Source organism: Streptomyces ardesiacus, assembly GCF_003112575.1.
GTDB lineage: Bacteria > Actinomycetota > Actinomycetes > Streptomycetales > Streptomycetaceae > Streptomyces > Streptomyces ardesiacus.
Genome location: NZ_BEWC01000008.1, coordinates 555,370 through 574,738, shown reverse-complemented (window position 1 = coordinate 574,738; position 19,369 = coordinate 555,370). Strand labels below are relative to the sequence as shown.

Below are 19,369 nucleotides of genomic sequence, written 5' to 3'. Positions count from 1 at the left end.
TCTACCAGCGGGCCTCGACCTGGTCCTTGATGCGGCGGTCGTACAGGTCGCGGACGGCGGCGAGGGTGGCGTCCGACAGCTCCGGCAGCCGGGCGGCGTCCGTGTTGGCGCGGGCCTGCTCGGGCGAACGGGCGCCCGGGATCACGCTGGTCACCCCGGGCTGCTGGACGATCCAGCGCAGCGCCAGCTGGGCGGGGGTGTATCCCTCGGGGGCGAGCGCGGCGAACTCGGCGGCGGCCTCGACACCCGTGGCGAAGTCGACGCCGGAGAAGGTCTCGCCCTGGTCGAAGGCCTCCCCGTGGCGGTTGAAGTTGCGGTGGTCGTTGGCCGCGAAGACCGTGTCCCGGGTGTACTTGCCGGACAGCAGGCCGGACGCGAGCGGCACCCGGGCGATGATGCCGACGCCCGCCTCCCGGGCCGCGGGCAGGACCTCGCGCAGGGGCTTCATGCGGAAGGGGTTGAGGATGATCTGCACGCTGGCCACGTTCGGCCGGGCGATCGCGGTGAGCGCCTCCTCGCACGTCTCCACGCTGACGCCGTACGCGGCGACGCGCTCCTCCTCGACGAGGGTGTCCAGGGCGTCGAACACCTCGTCGCTGGAGTAGACGGGCGTCGGCGGGCAGTGGAGCTGCACCAGGTCGAGGCGGTCGACGCCGAGGTTGCGGCGGGAACGGTCGTTCCACTCCCGGAAGTTGTCCAGGACGTAGTTCTGCGGGATCTGCTCGACCCGGCGGCCCATCTTGGTGGCGACCAGCACGTGCAGGTCGGGCCGGCCCGCGAGGAAGGAGGCGATGGTCCGCTCGCTGCGGCCGTCGCCGTAGACGTCCGCCGTGTCGAAGAAGGTCACCCCCGACTCGGCCGCCGCCTCCAGTACCGCGAGGGCTTCCTTGTCGTCGACGTCTCCCCAGTCGGCACCCAGTTGCCAGGTGCCGAGGCCGATCACCGACGCGTGCTGATCCGACCTGCCGAAAGTGCGCTCGTCCATGGCGTCAGTCTGTCATCCGCGGTGCGCGGGCACCGCGTCGGGACGCCCCGGGGGGACCGGTCCCCCGCCGGTGGCGAGCCGGCGTGCCTGCACCGTGCGCGCGATCACGGGTCCCAGCCGGCGCTTGAGCCGGCGCAGCGTCTCCAGCCGGCCGGCCGCCCGGTCGATCCGGTAGTACAGGCGCGGCGGCAGGTGGGGCAGCAGCGGCGAGTGGCGCTGGCCGAGCAGGGCGAACATCTGCTGGGGAGGCAGGTGGATGTAGCGGGGCAGGTTCTCGTACCACTGGGCGCTGAGCCGGGCCGCGCTCTGCACCGGGAGCAGGGCCGCCCGGCGTTCGCGTTCGTAGCGGGCGAGGGCGTCCGCGCGGCCGCCCGGCCCGTGCAGCGCCGTGGCCAGCGCCATGGCGTCCTCCAGGGCGAGTGTGGTGCCGGCGCCGATGGAGTAGTGCGTGGTGTGGGCGGCGTCGCCGAGCAGGACGAGGTTGCCGCGGGACCAGGTGCGGTTGGTGAGGGTGCGGAAGACGGGCCAGGCGGTGCCGGCCCGGCCGGAGGACCGCGCGGTGAGCGGGTGTCCGTCCAGCACGTCGGCGAAGAGCTTCTCCAGCAGGACCAGCCCCTCGGCCTCGTCGGCCCGGTCCAGGCCGAGACCGGTCCAGGTCTCGGGCGCGCACTCGACGACGCAGGTGCTGCCCTCGGGGCCGTAGCCGTAGCCGTACACCCAGATCCAGCCGTGGCCGGTCTCGACGAAGGCGAAGGTGAAGGCGTCGAAGACCTTCGGGGTGCCGAGCCACACGTAGCGGTTGCGGCCGCCGGTGATCTCGGTGCCGAAGTGCTCGGCATGGTGGCCGCGCAGGGCGCTGCCGGCGCCGTCGGCCGCCACGACGAGGTCGGCGGCGGGCGGGTTGGCGCCGGTCACCGGGTGCTCGAACTCCAGGCGTACGCCGAGGTCGCGGGCGCGGGCGGCGAGGATCGCGAGGAGGCGGTGGCGGCCGATGCCGAAGCCCTCGTCGCCGTGGTGCCGGGTGGCCAGGTCGCCGACGTGGGCGACGCCGTCCCGCCAGCGCACGGAGTGCTCCTCGACGGCGCGGGCCGACTCCGGGTCGTGTTCCTGGAGCCGGTCGAGCAGTCCGCGCCAGTAGGTGACGCCCCAGCCGTAGGTGGAGCCCTCGGGGTCGCGTTCGTACACGGTGACGTCGTGGGCGGGGTCCTGCCGCTTCAGCAGGATCGACAGATACAGTCCGGCGGGCCCACCGCCGACGCAGGCGACCTTCACACACACCCCTGACACGCACTCATGGTGGTCGTTCGAGACCGCAGAGTAACAAGGTGAGGGTGCCGCGCCGCCGCCACGCGGCCGTGGCCGGCGCGGATTACCCGGCGGCCGCCGTGCGGCACTCCGGGTGGCCCCAGCCCCGGTCGTTCCTGGCGATGGGCTCACCGGCCGCGTACGAGCGGCCGCACAGGCAGCGTCCGGGGAACTTCGCCTTGAGGGTGCGGGACGAGGAGCCGCCGCCCTTGCGGGCCGTGCCCGCACCGCGGCGCGGCGCCTTGCGGGCCGCCGGGACGTCCGGGGCGGGCGGCGGCTCGGGCGAGCCGAGACCGCTGCCCGCGGCTTCCTGGACGACGGCCGCCTGGCTGGCGGCGCGGTCGGCGAAGTCGTTGAGCTTGTCGCCGTCCACCTGGTGGGCGGGCACGTAGCGGAACTCGACCGAGCGGCCGTCGAGCAGCTCGTCGATGCGCACGACCAGCTCCCGGTTGGCGACCGGCTTGCCGGCGGCCGTCTTCCAGCCGTTGCGCTTCCAGCCCGGCAGCCAGGTGGTGACGGCCTTCATGGCGTACTGCGAGTCCATCCGGACCTCGAGCGGCACGTCGGGGTCGGTCGACGCCAGCAGCCGCTCCAGCGCGGTCAGCTCGGCGATGTTGTTGGTGGCCCTGCCCAGCGGGCCGGCCTCCCAGCGGACCGGGCTCTCCGAGGCGTCGGCGACCACCCAGGCCCAGCCGGCCGGACCCGGGTTTCCCTTCGAAGCCCCGTCGCACGCGGCCACTACACGTTCACGCATGCGCTCGATCATGCCATGGCCCGCCGGGGTGTCCGGACCTGGATCAGGAGACGTCCGCGACCTCCGGCATCCGCCCCTCGGTGGTCGTGGTGTCGATCACCGAGAAGGTGGCGCCCTGCGGGTCGCTCAGCGCCGCGAACCGGCCGAACGGGGTCGTGACCGGACCGAACCGCACGACGCCGCCGAGCTTCGTGGCGCGGGCCACGGCGTCGTCGCAGTCGGCGACGGCGAAGTAGACGTTGATGTAGGGCGGAACCTCGGGCGGGAACTCCTCCGTCATGGCCATGCGGCCCAGGGCCGGGCCGTCGCCGAGGCGGTAGACGCGGAAGTCCATCCGGTCGTCCTGCATCTGCTGGGACCGGTAGGAGAAGACCGCGGGGAAGAAGGCGTCCGACTTCGCGGGCTCTCGGGTGAAGATCTCCGCCCAGCAGTACGCGCCGGGCACGGCCGTCGCCTCGAAGCCCTGGTGCCTGCCGCCCTGCCAGACGCCGAAGACGACGCCGCCCGGGTCCCGGGCCAGGCACATGGTGCCGTAGTCGCCGATCCGCATCGGCTCCAGCAGCAGCTCGCCGCCGGCCTCGCGGATCCGGCCGGCGGTCGCCTCCGCGTCCGGTGAGGCGAGGTAGAGGCACCACTGCGACCGGTCCTCGTGACCGGGCGGGGGCGGAACCACGGCGGCCACCGCCTTGCCGTCGGAGTAGCACTCGGTGTAGTTGCCGTACTCCGACGACGACTCGCCGAAGGTCCAGCCGAGGACGTCGCCGTAGAACCTCTTGGCTCCCTCGACGTCGGTGAACATCGCGTCGGCCCAGCAAGGGGCCCCTTCGGGTGTTGCGGCCATGGTTGCCGCCTCCTTGGCGAACGTGGGGTGGGTCTGGTGCGGGTGGGTCACTCACCGGCGTACGCACGTTCCAGCGCGGCGATGTCGAGCTTGCGCATCGACATCATGGCCTTGTTGGCGCGCGCCACCTTGGCGGGGTCGGGGTCGCGGAACATCTCCTCGAGCCGGCGCGGGACGACCTGCCAGGACACTCCGAACCGGTCCTTGAGCCAGCCGCAGGGGCCTTCCTCACCGCCGCCCTCGGTGAGCCGCGACCAGTAGTGGTCGACCTCCTCCTGGTCCCGGCAGGGGATCTGGAAGGAGATCGCCTCGCTGAACCTGAACTGCGGGCCGCCGTTGAGGCCCACGAACTTCTGGCCGTTGGCCGTGAACTCGACCGTGAGCACGGTGCCGGCGGGCTGGTACGACCCTTCGGGGTAGCGGGTGACCGAGCCGACGGCGGAGTTCTCGAAGACGGAGACGTAGAAGCGGGCGGCGTCCTCCGCGTCGCCGTCGAACCACAGGCACGTGGTGAATCCGTCGGTGCTCATGACTACCTCCTGGGCGTGCGACACGGTCACCTCTGTCGACCGGCGCGGGCCTCGGAACTCATCGCTCTGCCGGTGGCGAATCTGCCGCGGGCAGAGAAACACCCGGCGGGGGCCGCGGCGGGCCGAGAGTGGAGGGACCGCGGTGCCTTCGGCCGCGCACCGCTGCCACCACCACTACCACCCCTCACCACCCGCCACGACTCGACAAGGAGTGCCGATGTCTCCACTCATCGCAGGTCCCGCCCCCGCCGCACCGCCCAGGGCCGAGGACGGCGACACCCCCGCGACCCGGTTCGACGACCGGCTCGCCGAGCAGTTGCTCGACCAGCGGATCGTGCTGCTGGGCACCCAGGTCGACGAGGTCTCCGCGAACCGGGTCTGCGCGCAGTTGCTGATCCTGTCCGCGCAGGACCCGCGCACCGACATCAGCCTGTACGTCAACAGCCCCGGCGGCTCCGTGCACGCGGGGCTCGCCATCTACGACACCATGCGGCTGATCCCCAACGACGTCTCGACGCTCGCCATGGGGTTCGCCGCCAGCATGGGGCAGTTCCTGCTGAGCGTCGGCACGGCGGGCAAGCGCTACGCGCTGCCGAACGCGCGGATCATGATGCACCAGCCGTCGGCGGGCATCGGCGGCACCACCGCCGACATCGAGATCCAGGCGGACAACCTGGAGTTCACCAAGCGGACCATCGAGCGCATCACCGCCGAGCACACCGGTCAGAGCCCGGAGACCATCTCCCGGGACGGCGACCGCGACCGCTGGTTCACGGCCGAGGAGGCCAGGGAGTACGGAATGGTCGACCAGGTCGTGCAATCCCTCGCGGACGTGCGCCCGGCCGCGACCCGACGACGGATGGGGCTGTGACATGGGGAGCTACACGATTCCGAACGTCGTCGAGCGGACCCCGCAGGGCGAGCGGTCCTACGACGTGTTCAGCCGACTGCTGTCGGAGCGGATCATCTTCCTGGGGACCGAGATCGACGACGGCGTCGCCAACGTCGTGATCGCGCAGCTCCTGCACCTGGAGTCGTCGGCCCCGGAGAGCGAGATCGCGATCTACATCAACTCCCCCGGCGGCTCGTTCACGTCGCTGATGGCGATCTACGACACGATGACCTTCGTCCAGGCGCCGATCTCGACGTTCTGCGTCGGGCAGGCGGCGTCCACGGCGGCCGTTCTGCTGGCGGGCGGGGACCCGGGGCGGCGGTTCGTGCTGGAGCACGCGCGGGTCCTGCTGGGGCAGCCGGCCAGCGGCGGACGGCAGGGCACGGTCTCCGACCTGGCGCTCCAGGCCAAGGAGATGGTCCGTATCCGCTCCCAGGTGGAGGAGGTGCTGGCCCGCCACACCCACCACGACGTGGCGACGCTGCGCGCGGACATGGACCGCGACAAGGTGTTCACCGCCCAGGAGGCGGTGGCCTACGGGCTGGCCGACGAGGTGCTCGCCCGGCGCCTGACGCGGGTGTGAGGGCCGGGCCGGTGTTCCGCTCCTGGCGGGACACCGGCCCGCGCGCGTCCGCGCGTCCTCAGGCGGCCAGGCACATCCCGTCGAACCGCCCTCCGGCGGTGGACGTGCCGCGCCCGGCGCCGGTGTGCCGGGAGGTGAGGCGGACCAGTTCGCCCTGCGCGCGCGTCAGCAGGTCGGCGAGGCCCAGTCCCAGGGCGCCGGCGGCGGCCGCCAGCACCTCCGAGGACGCCTCCTTGCGTCCCCGTTCCACCTCCGACAGGTAGGGCATGGAAATCCGGGCGGCCTCCGCGACCTCCTTCAGGGTGCGCTCCTGGGCGAGGCGTTCACGCCGCAGGACGTCCCCGACCAGATCGCGCCACAGGGGTTCGCGCACGGTGGGCGGCCTTCGGTCCGGGGGGACCGGCGGGGCCGCGGGCCGGGCCGCGGCGGGACGGGTTTCGGGGCGCGCGGCCTGCGGGCGCAGCGCGATGACGCGGGCTTCGTTCGGCACGTGGCTGGTCACCTCCTCAGCCTAGGGTTCCCGTCGGTTCCCGGAAGGGTGCGGCGTTCCGCCCTCAGGGAAATCCGTGGCCACCTGGAATCGGGAGGCATGGACCGCCGCGACCCGGGTACCCGGCGGCGGGAATAGCCTAGGAAGACGTCCGACCGTGACTTTCGTGGGAGAGGCAATGGAAGCCGCCGTGGTCCTGCCGCACGCGCAGGTTGCCGAAGAGACCGCCGGGAGCGGGACCGGTGAGGGATCACCGCGGGACGTCGTGGACCCGCGCACCGTGGCGCCGCGTGACGCACGGCAGTTGTCCCGCCAGTTCTTCCAGCGCCTGACGGAACTCGAAGAGGGCACGCACGCGTACCAGTACGCGCGCAACACGCTGATCGAGATGAACATGTCGCTCGTGCGGTTCGCCGCGGGCCGCTTCCGCGGTCGCGGGAACGACATGGAGGACATCGTCCAGACCGGCATGATCGGCCTGATCAAGGCCATCGACCGCTTCGAACTGTCCCGCGAGGTCGAGTTCACCTCCTTCGCGCTGCCGTACATCGTGGGTGAGATCAAGCGCTTCTTCCGTGACACCACCTGGCCGTGCACGTGCCGCGGCGACTGCAGGAGCTGCGCGTGGAGCTGGCCAGGGCGCGCGAGGAGCTGTCCTCCCGGCTGGACCGCGAGCCCACCGTCGCCGAACTCGCCACGCTCATGAACATTGGCGAGGACGAGGTGGTCGAGGCCCAGATCGCGTCCAACGGCTACAACTCCTCCTCCCTGGACGCCGCGCTGACCGGGGAGGGCCCCGAGAACGGCGAATCGGTCCTGGCCGACTTCATCGGCGTGGAGGAGGACGGGCTGCGGCTCGTGGAGGACTTCCACTCGCTGGCCCCGCTGATGGCCGAGCTGAGCGAGCGCGACCGCAGGATCATCCATCTGCGGTTCGTGGAGGAGGCCACGCAGGCGGAGATCGGCGAACAGCTGGGCTGCTCGCAGATGCACGTGTCCCGGCTGATCAAGCGCATCATCGCCCGGCTGCGCGAGGGCATGCTGGGCGAGCTGGGCTGCGCCTGAGTTCCGGTCTCGCGGTGCCGACGATGCGTCCCCCGGTGCCGACGGTGGGTCCCGCGGTGCCGACGGTGCCCTTCACCCCTCCGAGGGGCACCACGGTCATCCCTCGGTGAGGGGCACCACGGCGCGTACCCGCTTGCCGACGGGGACGCGTTCGACGACGACCGTCTCCACCAGGGCGTGCACGATCTCCAGGCCGTGCCGGCCGACGCGCTCGGGGTCCCGGGGGAAGCGCTCCGGCGTCGCCTGGCTGCTGTCGTAGACGGTCACCGCCACCGAGGTGCCCGTGCCCTCCAGCTCCAGGATGTACGGCCCCCTGCTGTGCCGGTCGGCGTTGGTGACCAGCTCGCTCACCACGAGGAGCACGGCGCCGTCGGAGCGCGGGCCGATCGTGGCGCACCACTCGGTCCTGAGCTGGTCGAGGAAGAGCGAGGCGAAGGACCGCGCCTGCGCTATGCATCCCGGCTCGCCGGAGTAGTGTGCCGCCCGCCTCAGCGGTTCAACGGGTACGTCGAAACCGGTCGGTATCACTGCCCCGTCCAGGTACTCGGTCATGCGTTTCTCTCTCGGAAGCCGGACTGGCCGGACGCTGCTGCACCTGTCCTCGTACCCCGAGCCGCGCCTCGCAGTCCCCGTCTCTTCGCAGTGCGGGCATCGTCACAGTCGTGCGGGGAACCCGTGGGTGCGGACAGGGTGTGCGAGCGGGTGGGGCAAAGGGGGTGCGATGAACGAACTGATGGCCGCACGAAGCCTCACCACCCGGCCGGTGGTCACCCTCGGCGGCGATGCCGTCGCCCATGTCAAGGACACCGTATGCGACGCCGCCGCGGGCTCGGTCACCGGTTTCACCCTGACGGGACGGGGCCTGCTGTCCGGCTCCCTGAGGGAGGGCCTGCCCTGGCGGGCGGTGTACGCCCTGGGGCACGACGCGGTGATGATCCGCGACCGGCGCGGCCTCGTGGACGCGGCGGCGCTGACGACGCACCGGCACAGCCTGCGGGCCCGGCTGCTGGGTGCGGAGGTGGTGACCGAGGCGGGGACGGAGATCGGCACGGTGCTCGACGTCGTCGTGGAGGGCGGCACCGGTGGGCGGGTCGTCGGCTTCCGGGTGGCGGCGAGCCGTCGGTTCCTGCCGGGCCCCACCCGGCACCGGCGCCGGGTGTACGTACCGCGCGGCGGGACGCTCACGGTCACCGGGCGGTCCCTGGTCCTCCCCGAGGACGCCGTCCGGTACGTCGCGGACGACCTGCCCGGCCTCACCGCGCTGGTCGCCGGTGTGCCCGGCCGCGGGAGGGGCGCGCTGCCGTGATGCTGTTCACCGAGGTGCGCGGGCTGCCGGTGCTGGCGGCGGACGGGGGCGGTCCGCTCGGCACCGTGACGTCCCTGACCGTCGACGTCGTCTCCGGTGCGGTGAGTCATGTGCGGTTCCGCGACGGCGCCTTAGGCCGGGTCGGCCTGAGCGGACGGGTCGGCCTGAGCGGTCGGATCGGCCGGTCCGGCCGGGAGCGGGCGGTGCCCTGGGACGCAGTGGACACGGTCGCGGCGGGTGCCGTCCGTCTCCGGGCCGCCGCCCCGTGCGAAGGCGCGCCGCGGGCCCACCACGACCTGCTGGACCACCGTGTCCTCCTCGACACGGGCACCGGGCACGGCACGGTGCTCGACGTCGCGTTCGACACCCGGACCGCCCGCCTCCTCGCCCTCTTCACCACCCGCGGCGAAGTACCGGCCGGCCGTCTGCGGGGCCTGGGCGACTACGCCCTGGTCGTGCGGGCGGGCTGAACACCGGCCGGGCCGGGACGGAGCCGTGCCCCGGCCCGGGCCCCTCCGGCGCGGACGGCCCAGTCGGCGGGCGGGCCCGGCGACCGCTGCTTAGCGTGGCACCGTGAGTCCGCACCCCCCGCCCGTGCCCCCCGTGCCCCCCGTGCCTCCCGAGGCGCCCGGAACCTCCGGCCGGGCCGCCGCCGGCCACGGCTGGGTGCAGGCCCTGGGCACGGTGCTGGCCGGCCTGGTCGCCATGGGGGTCGTGGCCGCGCTCGGGCTGTGGGCGGCCGGTGCGGCGGACCTGCCCGACGACGCCTTTCCCCGGGTCGTCGTGGCGACCGTCGTCACCGCCGTGGGCGGCGCGCTGGAGCTGTCCGGCGACGCGGGCGAACTGGCCGCCACCGACGCGGGGCTGACCGTGATGCCGCTGTCCGTCACCCTGACCGGTGCCCTGGTGACCGCCTGGGGCTTCCTGCGGCCGCTGCGCCGCCGTGCCCTGACCGGCGTGCCCGACCTGGCCGGCTGGGCCGCGCGGATCGCCGTCCTGTGGCTGTTCGCCCTCCTCGGCATGGCGTTCGCCGCCCGGCAGACCTTCGAGGTCTCCCTCGGGGAGGGCCTGCTGAGCGACCTCGGTGACCTGTTCGGCGTCACCCCCACGGTCGGTTTCACCACCGACGTGCCGCTGACCGTCCTCTTCGGACTGCTGTGGCTGGCGGGGGTCTTCGTGCTCGCCCTCCTGGTCACGGCCTGGGTGCCGCTGCCCGGGCGGCTGCCGCGGCTGCGGGCGTCGGTGCGGCCGGCCGCGTACGCGATGGTCGCGCTGCTGCTCGCGTACGTGGTCGTCGGCGTCGTCGTCGCCCTGGTCACCGCCGGGACGCGGGGTCACGCGGGGGACACCTTCGCCGTACTGCTGCTCGGGCTGCCGAACCTGGCCTGGCCCGCGCTCACGATCGGCCTCGGCGCGACCTGGAACGGGCGTGTGGAGGGGCCGTTCGGGCTGCCGATGCCGCACGTGCTCGACGAGGTGCTGCGCACGCCGGACGTCTCGACCGTGAACGTGGGCACGCTCGCCGAACGCGACGGCCGGATGTGGTGGCTCCTGGTCGCCGCGGCGGTCCTGGTTCTGGCGGCCGGGTTCCTCATGGCGGCCCGCTCCCCCGTCCGCAGGCCGGCCTGGCTGCACGCGGTGCACCTGGCGGTGGCTCTGGCCCTCACGGTCCTCATGATCGGTCTCGTCGGCCGGATCCACGCCCACTTCGGGCTGTCGGTGCTCGGCATCGGCGACCTGGGCGGCGGGCTGTCCGGGCGGCTGTTCCTGCGCCCGCGTCTGTGGGGTGCGGTCGGCCTCGCGCTGCTGTGGGGGCTGGTCGCGGGGTTCCTCGGCGCGCTCCTCGCACGGTGGGCGGGCGAGCGGTCCGGCAGGGTCCGGTCCTGAGGCGGGTCGGGGCGGCGTACGCGGCGGCACGGGGTTCAGGCGACGGGGACGACCAGCGGCGGGGCGGCCCGCTGCATGCGCAGCGCGTCCACGGACTCGGCCATCAGCTCGTACTCGGTGGTCTCGTCGCTGGTCGCGACGCGCACCAGGTGTCCGGCGGCCAACTCCTCGGCGACCTGCTCCTGTTGGACGTCGTCGGCACACCAGGCGCGCAGCATGCGCGGCACGTCGGGCGCGTCGTCGGCGACCGGAGTCAGGGCGCCGCGCGGTAAGTGGGGGGTGTCGGGCTGCGGATCCAGCCGTTCCGCGATCCACGAGGCCCGGTCCCGCAGCCACCACAGGGCCAGGGCGAGGGTGGGCGCCCGGTAGGTGCCCAGGGGGACCCCGATGCGCCGGCCGTCGCAGACACCGTAGGCCGTGACATGGCACAGGAACTCGTCGTGCACTGCTACCCTCCCCCGTCACCCAGCCCGCCTGCCGGTCCGGCATGACGTCCGTGCGGCTCGTGTGCTGTGCGTGAGGGCACTGTCGCGTGGTGTGAGAGGCCCTAGTGGTGAGTATGTTCACGACTGAACCACTGTCACCACGAATTTCCGGCCAGTCTCCTGGCATATTCACGGCCCTGGTTGGCCGAAATACCGCGCCGCCCGCCATGACCCCGGGGGTAATCGACGCCGCGGACGGGTGCGGGCAGGGTTGCCGTACCGGGTCGCCGAGACCGGGATCCGGCTTCTGACCGGCACACCCACCTCATTGGAGGCTGATCGCCATGTCCGCATCCACCCGTCGTTACGAGGACGCCGTCGCCCGCTACCTCGAGGCCTGGAACGCGGCCCCGGACGCGGTGGCCAAGGCGGTCGCCGCGGCCTGGACGGAGGACGGGAGGTACACCGACCCGCTGGCCGACGTGCGCGGCCACGAGCAGATCGCGGCCGTGGTGGCGGCGGTGCACGAGCAGTTCCCCGGCTTCTCCTTCCGACTGTCCGGCGCGGTCGACGGGCACCACGACACGGCGCGCTTCTCCTGGGAGCTGGTGAGCGGGACCGACGGAGCCGCGCCGGTCGCCGGGTTCGACGTGATCACGCTGGACGACGAGGGCCGCATCCGGTCCGTGTTCGGCTTCCTGGACCGGGTGCCCGCGGGGGCGTGACCGGATCCGCGCACGCGCCGGTCCCGGAGGCGGTGCGCCTCCGGGACCGGCGTACGGGTTCCGCCGGACGGGGTTCTAGCCCAGTCCTAGCCCTTGACGATCTCGTCGATGCGGGCCAGTTCGTCGGCGTCGAAGTCGAGGTTGCCGATGGCCGCGACGCTGTCCTCCAGTTGCTGCGGGCTGCTCGCGCCGACCAGGGCCGAGGTCACCCGGCCCTGGCGCAGTACCCAGGCCAGGGCCAGTTGGGCCAGTGACTGGCCGCGGGCCCCGGCGATCCCGTTCAGGGTCCGCAGCCTGCCGACCAGTTCCTCGGTGACCGCGTCGGAGTTCAGGAAGGGGCTGTCGCCGGCGGCCCGGGAGTCCTCCGGGATGCCGTCGAGGTAGCGGCCGGTCAGCAGGCCCTGCTCCAGCGGGGAGTAGGCGATGGAGCCGACCTCCAGCTCGTCCAGGGTGTCGAGCAGGCCGCTGGTCTCCGGGCGGCGGTCGAGCATGGAGTAGCGCGGCTGGTGGATCAGCAGCGGGGTGCCCAGCCCGGCGAGGATGCGGGCGGCATCGCGGGTCTGCTCCGGCGAGTAGTTGGAGACGCCGACGTACAGCGCCTTGCCCTGCTGCACCGCCGTGTGCAGGGCGCCCATCGTCTCCTCCAGCGGAGTGTCCGGGTCGGGGCGGTGCGAGTAGAAGATGTCGACGTGGTCCAGGCCCATCCGGGACAGGCTCTGGTCCAGGGACGACAGCAGGTACTTGCGCGAGCCCCACTCGCCGTACGGGCCGGGCCACATCAGATAGCCGGCCTTGGTGGAGATCACCAGCTCGTCGCGGTACGGCGCGAAGTCGGCCCTGAGGGCCTCGCCGAGCGCGGACTCGGCGGAGCCGGGGGGCGGGCCGTAGTTGTTGGCGAGGTCGAAGTGGGTGACGCCGAGGTCGAAGGCGCGGCGGAGGATGGCGCGCTGGGTCTCGACGGGGCGGTCCGGGCCGAAGTTGTGCCACAGGCCGAGCGAGAGCGCGGGGAGCTTCAGGCCGCTGCGTCCGGTGCGCCGGTAGGGCATCTCCGCGTAGCGGTCGGGGTGTGCGGTGTACAACGCGACTCCAGAGGGGTTGGCCCCGGAGTACGGGGCTTGGGCGGAACCGCCCTCCACTCTCCCCTGACCTGCGGACAGTGGTCCAACAGAAGAATCCGATGGGATTGCGCGGTTAGGCTTCTCAATCATGGAACTGCGTCATCTCCAGCACTTCGTGGCGGTCGCCGAGGACCAGCACTTCACCCGGGCGGCGGAACGCCTGCTGGTGTCCCAGTCCGGGCTGTCGGCGTCGATCCGGGCGCTGGAGCGGGAGCTGCGGGCGCCGCTGTTCGTGCGCACGACCCGCCGGGTGACGCTGACGGAGGCGGGGCGGGCGCTGCTGGAGGAGGCACGGCGGATCCTCGCCCAGGTGCGGTCGGCGCACGAGGCGGTCGCCGCGGTGCAGGGGGTGCTGCGCGGGACCCTGTCCCTGGGCGCCGAGCAGTGCATCGCCGGGGTGCCGGTGGCCGGGCTGCTGGCCGGCTTCCGGCGGCGCCATCCCGACGTGGAGATCCGGCTGCGGCAGGCGGGCTCCGGGGAACTGGCGGAGGAGGTCGCGGCGGGACGGCTCGACCTGGCCTTCGCCTACCGCACCCAGGCGGACACGGACCAGTTGCGCTCGGTGTCGCTGGCCGGCGAGCCGATGACGGTGCTGTGCCACCCGGACCACCGGCTCGTCGCGGACGGCGCGGTACTCACCCCGCACGACCTCGCCGACGAGGTCTTCGTCGACTTCCACCCGGACTGGGGTCCGCGCCGCGTCACCGACGCCGTCTTCGCCGCGGCGGGCGTACGGCGGACCGTGCCGCTGGAGGTGAACGACGTGCACGGGCTGCTCGACCTGATCGACGAGAACCTCGGCATCGCGGTCGTCCCGCGCCACTTCCGGCACAAGCGCGCCGCGCTGACCTCGCTGCCGCTCAAGGACGCGGACGGGACGGAGTACGAGACCATCGCGCTGCTGCCGCCCGCGCAGGCGACCAGCCCGGCGGCCCGGGCGCTGATGGGGCTGCTGGAGACGGCGGGCACGTGAACGGCGGACCGTGAACGGCGGACGCGTGAACGGCGGGCGCCGGAGCACGGACTGCGCGATGGTGGACACATGCTTGCGAAGGACATCCTCATCGAGGGCTACGGCCGCATCCAGGAAGAAGTCCACGCCGCCGTCGAGGGCCTGGACCCCGACGGCCTGAACGCCCGCCCCGCCGCCGGCGCCAACTCCGTCGCCTGGCTGGTCTGGCACCTCACCCGCGTCCAGGACGACCATGTCGCCGACGCCTTCGGGCTCGACCAGGTGTGGCTGTCCGGGGAGTGGGAGAAGCGCTTCGGCCTCGGGCTGCCCCGCGACGACACCGGGTACGGGCACAGCTCCGCGAAGGTCGCCAAGGTGCGGGTCGACTCCGCCGGCCTGCTGACCGGCTACTACGACGCGGTGCACGAGCAGACGCTCCGGGCCCTGCGCTCGCTGACCGCGCAGGACCTGGAGCGGGTCGTCGACGACAACTGGGACCCGCCGGTCACGCTCGCCGTGCGGCTGGTCAGCGTCCTGTCCGACGATCTCCAGCACGTCGGACAGGCCGCCTACGTGCGCGGGCTGGTGCGGAGCGCGGACGCGTAGCCCGGCAGGACCACGTCGCGGATGAGAGCGTTGCGCTCCTCGAAGGGGGCGAAGGCGCTCTTGAGGGCGTTCACCGTCACCGTGCGCAGGTCCTCCACGCTCCAGCCCGCCTGCTCGACCAGCAGCGACATCTCGCGTGTCATCGTCGTGCCAGAGACGAGCCGGTTGTCGGTGTTGAGGGTGACGCGGAAGCCGAGGTCCTTCAGCGCGGTGATCGGGTGCTCGGCGATCGAGGTCGCGGCGCCGGTCTGGAGGTTGGAGGTCGGGCACATCTCCAGGGCGACGCGGCGGTCGCGCACCCAGGCGGCGAGCCGGCCGAGCTTGCCGGCGGCGAGGTCGGGGATGTCGTCGGTGATGCGCACGCCGTGGCCGATGCGCTGGGCGCCGCACACCTGGAGCGCCTGGTGGATGCTGGGCAGCCCGTGCGCCTCGCCGGCGTGGATGGTGAAGGGCACGTTCTCGCGCCGCAGGTGCGCGAAGGCGTCGAGGTGGTCGGCGGGCGGGAAGCCGTCCTCGGCTCCGGCGATGTCGAAGCCGACGACGCCCGCGTCCCGGAAGGCGACCGCCAGGTCGGCGGCCTCGCGGACCCGGTCGAACATCCGCATGCCGCAGAGCAGGGTGCCGACACGGACGGGCGTCCCGGCGGCGGCCGCCTTGGCCATGCCGGCGGCCAGACCCTCCTGGACGGTCTCCACGACCTCCCGCATCGACAGCCCGCCCCGGGTGTTCAGCTCGGGGGCGTAGCGCACCTCGCCGTAGACCACGCCGTCGGCGGCGAGGTCGAGGACGTACTCCTCGGCGGCGCGCAGCAGGCCCTCGCGGTTCTGCAGCACGGCGAGGGTGTGCTCGAAGGTGGCGATGTAGCGCACCAAGTCACCGGAGTTGGCGGCCTCGTAGTACCAGGCGGCCAGCTCGTCGGGGTCGGTGGTGGGCAGGGCGTGGCCGACGGAGGCGGCGAGTTCCACGACGGTGGCGGGGCGCAGGCCGCCGTCGAGGTGGTCGTGCAGGACCGCCTTGGGGAGGCGGCGGAGGGTCTCGGTGTCTATGCGCGTAGATGACATGTGCGGCGGTTCCTCGGCGGTTCGGTGCGTGAAGACGGGGATGGTTCGCGAAAGGGGGTTACGGACGGGGACGGATCACGGGGCTGCCGGCTGGAGCAGGTCCCAGCGGTTGCCGTACAGGTCCTGGAAGACGGCGACCGAGCCGTAGGGCTCGTGGCGGGGCTCCTCCAGGAAGGTCACGCCCGCGGCGGCCATGCGGGCGTGGTCGCGGGCGAAGTCGTCGGTGTACAGGAAGAACCCGACACGCCCGCCGGTCTGGTCGCCGATCCGGGCCCGCTGGGTCTCGCCCTTGGCGCGGGCCAGCAGCAGGGCGGTGCCCGTACCCGGGGCGCCGGGCTCGACGACGACCCAGCGGGAGCCGTCGGGCCGGGGCGTGTCCTCGGCGAGGCGGAAGCCGAGGGCCTCGGTGTAGAAGCGGATCGCCTCGTCGTAGTCGTCGACGACGAGGGCGACCAGGGCGATGCGTGTCATCGGCACCTTCCGGGACGGGCGATTGACGGGAGAGGTTATACGTAAAACTCACCGGACGCCAAGTCTCCCGCTTGGAGGACCGGCGCCGTTCACGGCGGATCGGCCCGTGCGGGCGGGGTCGGCCCGTGCACGGCGGATCGTCCAGTCCGGGCGGGGTCGGCCCGTGCAGGCACGGATCGGCCCGCGGGCGGGGGTCAGCCCGTGCGGGCGCCGTCCAGCCGTGCCACTTCCTCGTCGGTGAGGCGGAGCGCGCCCGCGGCGACGTTCTCGGCGAGGTGCTCGGGGTTGCCGGTGCCGGGAATGGCGAGGACGTGCGGGCCCTGGTGCAGGGTCCAGGCGATCCGGACCTGCGCCGGGCTCGCCCCGTGCGCGCGGGCCACCGCGCGCACCTCCTCGTCGTGCGCCGTACCCGCGCCCCGCGGCCCGGCCTCGCCGGCGATGGCGAAGAACGGCACGAAGGCGATGCCCTGGGCGCGGCACTGGGCGAGGAGCGCGTCGGTGGCGGGATCGTGGAAGCCGAGGCCGTACCGGTTCTGGACGCTCACCACCGGCGCGACGGCCTGGGCCTCGGCCAGGTGCCGGGGCTCCACGTCGGACAGGCCGAGGTGGCGGATCAGTCCGGCCTCGCGCAGCTCGGCCAGGGCGCCGAAGTGCTCGGCGACCGAGTCCTGGCGCATGCGGCGCAGGTAGACGACGTCGAGGTGGTCGCGGCCGAGCTGGCGCAGGTTCTCCTCGACGTGGGCACGCAGGTCCTCGGGGCGGGCGGAGGTCCCCCACTCCCCCGACCAGTCGCGGTACGGGCCGACCTTGGTGGCGACGACGAGGTCGTCGGCGTAGGGCGCGAGCGCGCTGTTGATCAGTTCGTTGGCGGAGCGCAGGGAGGAGAAGTAGAAGGCGGCCGTGTCGATGTGGTTGACGCCGAGTTCGACGGCGCGGCGCAGTACGGCGAGGGAGCGTTCGCGGTCGCTCGGGGTGCCGAGGTGGAAGGCGGCACTGCCCGTCAGCCGCATCGCGCCGAGGCCGACGCGGCGGACGGGCAGGTCGCCGAGGCGCCAGGTGCCGGAGGACTCCGCGGTGATCGTTTCCGAGGTCATCGGCGGAGTTTCGCACACCCGGCGAGGGTCAGCAGTACAGGTTCCCGCCCGGGGAGACACCGAGGATCTGGCTGAACTGCTGGTACTTGGTGACCCGGCTCTGGACCTGGGCCGGGTTCCTGCCGTCGCACTCCAGCGAGCCGTTGATGGAGCGGATGGTCTGGCCGAAGCCCGCACCGTTGACCATCGCGTTGTGGGCCGTCATGGTGCCCGGCCCGGACTGGGTGTTCCAGTACCACAGGCCGGTCTTCCAGGCGACGGCCGCGTCGTTCTGCACCAGCCAGGGGTTGTTCAGCAGGTCGATGCCGAGCGCGTCGCCCGCCGCCTTGTAGTTGAAGTTCCAACTGAGCTGGATCGGACCGCGTCCGTAGTAGGCGGCCTGACCGGCGGGGCAGCCGTAGGGCTGGTTCCAGTCGCAGTAGTGCGGGTAGTTGGCGGTGTTCTGCTCGACGATGTGCACCAGGCCGCCGGTCTCGTGGCTGACGTTGGCGAGGAAGGCCGCGGCCTCCTGCTTCTTGGTGGTGTCGCTGCCGGTGTTTGCGAAGCCGGGGTAGGCGCTCAGCGCGGCCGTGAGGCCGCTGTAGGTGTAGAAGGGGTTCCGGCCCGGGAACATCTGGTTGAACTGGGCCTCGCTGACCACGAAGTTGCCCACCGGCGTCTGCGAGCCGCCGTCGCACGCGTACGGGTCCCAGTACCAGGTGCTGATGAGCGGGTCGTAGCCCGGGTTGGCGTGCTCGGCGATGTAGGCCTTGCCGTCGGTGTAGCGGACGATGTCGCCGGCGTTGTAGTTCGCGCCGGCCGACCAGGCCGGGTAGCTCGAACAGGCGGCGGCCGACGCCTCGTTGGCGGGCATGAGCAACGGCACGGCGCCCGCGAGGGCGAGTGCGGTCACCAGAGCGGATGTACGGCGCCTCGACACAGGTCGTCTCCTTCTGCGGAGCACGGCCGCTCCCGTGCCGGGACGGGGCGGAACCTGGTGCGCGCGTGCCGGCCGGGCCGGCCACGGCGTGGGGGCGGCCGTGGAGGGGGGTGTGGGGCACACTCAACCGCTTTGGTATGTACCAGTCAAGGGTGTAGACCAAAGCAACCCCGCACCCCGCCCGACGGGTCGGCCCTGGACGGCGACCGGCAGGGGGCCCGGTCGCGCCCGGCGGGCACTCGGGCCGGGTGACGCCACAGCCCCCGGGCGGCGAGGCGCGGCAGGACGCCCTCGCCGAACCAGTAGGCCTCCTCCAGGTGCGGGTAGCCGGAGAGGACGAACTCGTCGATGCCCAGGGCGTGGTACTCGGCGATCCGGTCCGCGACCTCGTCGTGGCTGCCGACCAGCGCGGTGCCCGCGCCGCCGCGCACCAGGCCGATGCCGGCCCACAGGTTGGGGTGGATCTCCAGGGCGTCGCGGGAGCCTCCGTGCAGGGCCAGCATGCGCCGCTGCCCCTCGGACTCGCTGCGGGCGAGGCCCTCCTGCACCGCCCGCACGGTCTGGGGGTCGAAGCCGTCGAGCAACCGGTGCGCCTCGGCCCAGGCCTGCCGCGCGCCGTCCCGGGTGATGACGTGCAGCCGGATGCCGAAGCGCAGGGTGCGGCCCTCCTGCGCGGCCAGTGCCCGTAGCCGGGCGATCTTGCCGGCCACCTGCTCGGGCGGCTCGCCCCAGGTGAGGTACACGTCGACGTGCCGCGCGGCCACCTCCCCGGCGGCCGGCGAGGAGCCGCCGAAGTACACCTCGGGCACGGGATCGGGCAGCCGCACCAGCTTCGCGTCCTCGACACTCAGGTGCTCACCCCGCAGGTCGACCGTCCTGCCCGCCCACAACTCCCGTACGACATGCAGGAATTCGCCGGTACGGCGGTAGCGGGCGTCCTTGTCCAGGAAGTCCCCGTAGGCCCGCTGCTCGCGGCTCTCGCCGCCGGTGACGACGTTCAGCAGGAGCCGTCCGCCGGTCTGCCGCTGGAAAGTGGACGCCATCTGCGCGGCGAGCGTGGGCGAGACGAACCCGGGCCGGAAGGCGACCAGGAACTTCAGCCGTTCGGTTGCCTGGGAGACCATCGCGGTGGTCAGCCACGCGTCCTCGCACCAGGCGCCGGTCGGGGTGAGCGCGGCGACGAAACCGAGGTCCTCGGCGGCGCGGGCGATCTGGGTCAGATAGGCCACCGTCGGCGGCCGGTTGCGCCCGGAGACGGTGGCGGGGGCGCCGTGGCCGCCCCCGACGACGTCGCGGCTGTCGCCGCTGGTGGGCAGGAACCAGTGGAAGGTGAGGGCGGACACGGGGGCTCCGTTCGCGA

General features: G+C 72.9%; 22 protein-coding genes and 1 pseudogene. 9 read left to right on the top strand and 14 right to left on the bottom strand.

All coding sequences use genetic code 11. The features are described from left to right. Position 1: 1 nt before the first annotated feature. From Sdi02f_RS27655 to Sdi02f_RS27635, 5 genes are all read right to left on the bottom strand, one after another. A complete protein-coding gene (locus Sdi02f_RS27655) occupies positions 2–985 on the bottom strand; it encodes an aldo/keto reductase (RefSeq protein WP_030403878.1) in 984 nt (327 codons plus the stop codon). A gap of 12 nt (positions 986–997) precedes the next feature. Beyond that, positions 998–2,257, bottom strand: coding sequence for an FAD-dependent monooxygenase (locus tag Sdi02f_RS27650; RefSeq protein WP_174843405.1), 1,260 nt, complete (start codon positions 2,255–2,257; stop codon positions 998–1,000). Between the two features lie 97 nt (positions 2,258–2,354). Continuing rightward, complete coding sequence (locus tag Sdi02f_RS27645) at positions 2,355–3,056, bottom strand: ribonuclease H family protein (protein WP_031184455.1); 702 nt, start codon at positions 3,054–3,056, stop codon at positions 2,355–2,357. 31 nt (positions 3,057–3,087) lie between these two features. Next, complete coding sequence (locus Sdi02f_RS27640; RefSeq protein ID WP_030403875.1) at positions 3,088–3,885, bottom strand: VOC family protein; 798 nt, start codon at positions 3,883–3,885, stop codon at positions 3,088–3,090. A 47-nt stretch (positions 3,886–3,932) separates the two neighbouring features. Beyond that, positions 3,933–4,415 carry a VOC family protein gene (locus Sdi02f_RS27635; RefSeq protein ID WP_030403874.1) on the bottom strand — a complete coding sequence of 161 codons (483 nt, stop codon included), beginning with the start codon at positions 4,413–4,415 and terminating at the stop codon, positions 3,933–3,935. Positions 4,416–4,632: 217 nt separating this feature from the next. On the opposite strand from Sdi02f_RS27635, the gene Sdi02f_RS27630 reads away from it, so the two are divergent. Continuing rightward, the gene (locus tag Sdi02f_RS27630; RefSeq protein ID WP_030403873.1) at positions 4,633–5,286 is read left to right on the top strand and encodes an ATP-dependent Clp protease proteolytic subunit; all 654 of its coding nucleotides are present in this window, start codon (positions 4,633–4,635) and stop codon (positions 5,284–5,286) included. A gap of 1 nt (position 5,287) precedes the next feature. After that, a complete protein-coding gene (locus Sdi02f_RS27625; RefSeq protein ID WP_030403872.1) occupies positions 5,288–5,890 on the top strand; it encodes a ClpP family protease in 603 nt (200 codons plus the stop codon). 58 nt (positions 5,891–5,948) lie between these two features. Here the strand turns inward: Sdi02f_RS27625 and Sdi02f_RS27620 are convergent, their stop codons facing one another. Continuing rightward, on the bottom strand, positions 5,949–6,392 hold the full coding sequence (locus Sdi02f_RS27620; RefSeq protein WP_030403871.1) for a helix-turn-helix domain-containing protein: 444 nt from the start codon (positions 6,390–6,392) through the stop codon (positions 5,949–5,951). A 166-nt stretch (positions 6,393–6,558) separates the two neighbouring features. Here Sdi02f_RS27620 and Sdi02f_RS27615 point away from each other — a divergent pair. Then, positions 6,559–7,445: pseudogene (locus Sdi02f_RS27615) on the top strand (RNA polymerase sigma factor SigF). Positions 7,446–7,541: 96 nt separating this feature from the next. Here Sdi02f_RS27615 and Sdi02f_RS27610 read toward each other — a convergent pair. After that, on the bottom strand, positions 7,542–7,997 hold the full coding sequence (locus tag Sdi02f_RS27610; protein WP_053639774.1) for an ATP-binding protein: 456 nt from the start codon (positions 7,995–7,997) through the stop codon (positions 7,542–7,544). A gap of 169 nt (positions 7,998–8,166) precedes the next feature. Here Sdi02f_RS27610 and Sdi02f_RS27605 point away from each other — a divergent pair, with 169 nt between their 5' ends. The 3 genes from Sdi02f_RS27605 (at position 8,167) to Sdi02f_RS27595 (ending at position 10,638) form a co-directional block, all read left to right on the top strand. Beyond that, on the top strand, positions 8,167–8,751 hold the full coding sequence (locus Sdi02f_RS27605) for a PRC-barrel domain-containing protein (protein ID WP_108934211.1): 585 nt from the start codon (positions 8,167–8,169) through the stop codon (positions 8,749–8,751). Beyond that, positions 8,748–9,221: a PRC-barrel domain-containing protein gene (locus tag Sdi02f_RS27600; RefSeq protein ID WP_053639776.1), complete on the top strand. Its 474-nt coding sequence runs from the start codon at positions 8,748–8,750 to the stop codon at positions 9,219–9,221. Before Sdi02f_RS27605 ends, Sdi02f_RS27600 begins: the two co-directional genes overlap by 4 nt. Positions 9,222–9,363: 142 nt before the next feature. After that, on the top strand, positions 9,364–10,638 hold the full coding sequence (locus Sdi02f_RS27595) for a streptophobe family protein (protein WP_030403866.1): 1,275 nt from the start codon (positions 9,364–9,366) through the stop codon (positions 10,636–10,638). Between the two features lie 35 nt (positions 10,639–10,673). On the opposite strand, the gene Sdi02f_RS27590 is transcribed toward Sdi02f_RS27595, so the two are convergent. Beyond that, entirely contained in the window at positions 10,674–11,084 is a 411-nt protein-coding gene (locus tag Sdi02f_RS27590; RefSeq protein ID WP_030403865.1) for a hypothetical protein, read from the bottom strand. Between the two features lie 323 nt (positions 11,085–11,407). On the opposite strand from Sdi02f_RS27590, the gene Sdi02f_RS27585 reads away from it, so the two are divergent. Then, the gene (locus Sdi02f_RS27585) at positions 11,408–11,788 is read left to right on the top strand and encodes a nuclear transport factor 2 family protein (protein WP_030403864.1); all 381 of its coding nucleotides are present in this window, start codon (positions 11,408–11,410) and stop codon (positions 11,786–11,788) included. 86 nt (positions 11,789–11,874) lie between these two features. On the opposite strand, the gene mgrA is transcribed toward Sdi02f_RS27585, so the two are convergent. Next, positions 11,875–12,867 carry an L-glyceraldehyde 3-phosphate reductase gene (gene mgrA / locus Sdi02f_RS27580; RefSeq protein ID WP_030403863.1) on the bottom strand — a complete coding sequence of 331 codons (993 nt, stop codon included), beginning with the start codon at positions 12,865–12,867 and terminating at the stop codon, positions 11,875–11,877. A gap of 127 nt (positions 12,868–12,994) precedes the next feature. Here mgrA and Sdi02f_RS27575 point away from each other — a divergent pair, with 127 nt between their 5' ends. Further along, complete coding sequence (locus Sdi02f_RS27575) at positions 12,995–13,879, top strand: LysR family transcriptional regulator (protein ID WP_030403862.1); 885 nt, start codon at positions 12,995–12,997, stop codon at positions 13,877–13,879. 69 nt (positions 13,880–13,948) lie between these two features. Further along, positions 13,949–14,464, top strand: coding sequence for a mycothiol transferase (locus tag Sdi02f_RS27570; RefSeq protein ID WP_030403861.1), 516 nt, complete (start codon positions 13,949–13,951; stop codon positions 14,462–14,464). Here the strand turns inward: Sdi02f_RS27570 and Sdi02f_RS27565 are convergent. The 5 genes from Sdi02f_RS27565 to Sdi02f_RS27545 all read right to left on the bottom strand — a co-directional run bounded on the left by Sdi02f_RS27565 (position 14,428) and on the right by Sdi02f_RS27545 (position 19,352). Next, positions 14,428–15,525 (bottom strand): adenosine deaminase, encoded by a 1,098-nt coding sequence (locus tag Sdi02f_RS27565; RefSeq protein WP_030403860.1) that lies wholly within the window; start codon positions 15,523–15,525, stop codon positions 14,428–14,430. The two genes, Sdi02f_RS27570 and Sdi02f_RS27565, sit on opposite strands and share 37 nt — an antisense overlap. Before the next feature lie 75 nt (positions 15,526–15,600). Continuing rightward, positions 15,601–15,996, bottom strand: coding sequence for a VOC family protein (locus tag Sdi02f_RS27560; protein WP_030403859.1), 396 nt, complete (start codon positions 15,994–15,996; stop codon positions 15,601–15,603). A gap of 194 nt (positions 15,997–16,190) precedes the next feature. Beyond that, entirely contained in the window at positions 16,191–17,090 is a 900-nt protein-coding gene (locus Sdi02f_RS27555) for an aldo/keto reductase (protein ID WP_030403858.1), read from the bottom strand. Positions 17,091–17,118: 28 nt separating this feature from the next. Next, positions 17,119–18,009, bottom strand: a complete 891-nt coding sequence (locus tag Sdi02f_RS27550) for a glycoside hydrolase family 19 protein (protein ID WP_031081350.1) — start codon at positions 18,007–18,009, stop codon at positions 17,119–17,121. A 146-nt stretch (positions 18,010–18,155) separates the two neighbouring features. Then, positions 18,156–19,352 carry an LLM class flavin-dependent oxidoreductase gene (locus Sdi02f_RS27545; protein WP_108934210.1) on the bottom strand — a complete coding sequence of 399 codons (1,197 nt, stop codon included), beginning with the start codon at positions 19,350–19,352 and terminating at the stop codon, positions 18,156–18,158. Positions 19,353–19,369 lie beyond the last annotated feature (17 nt).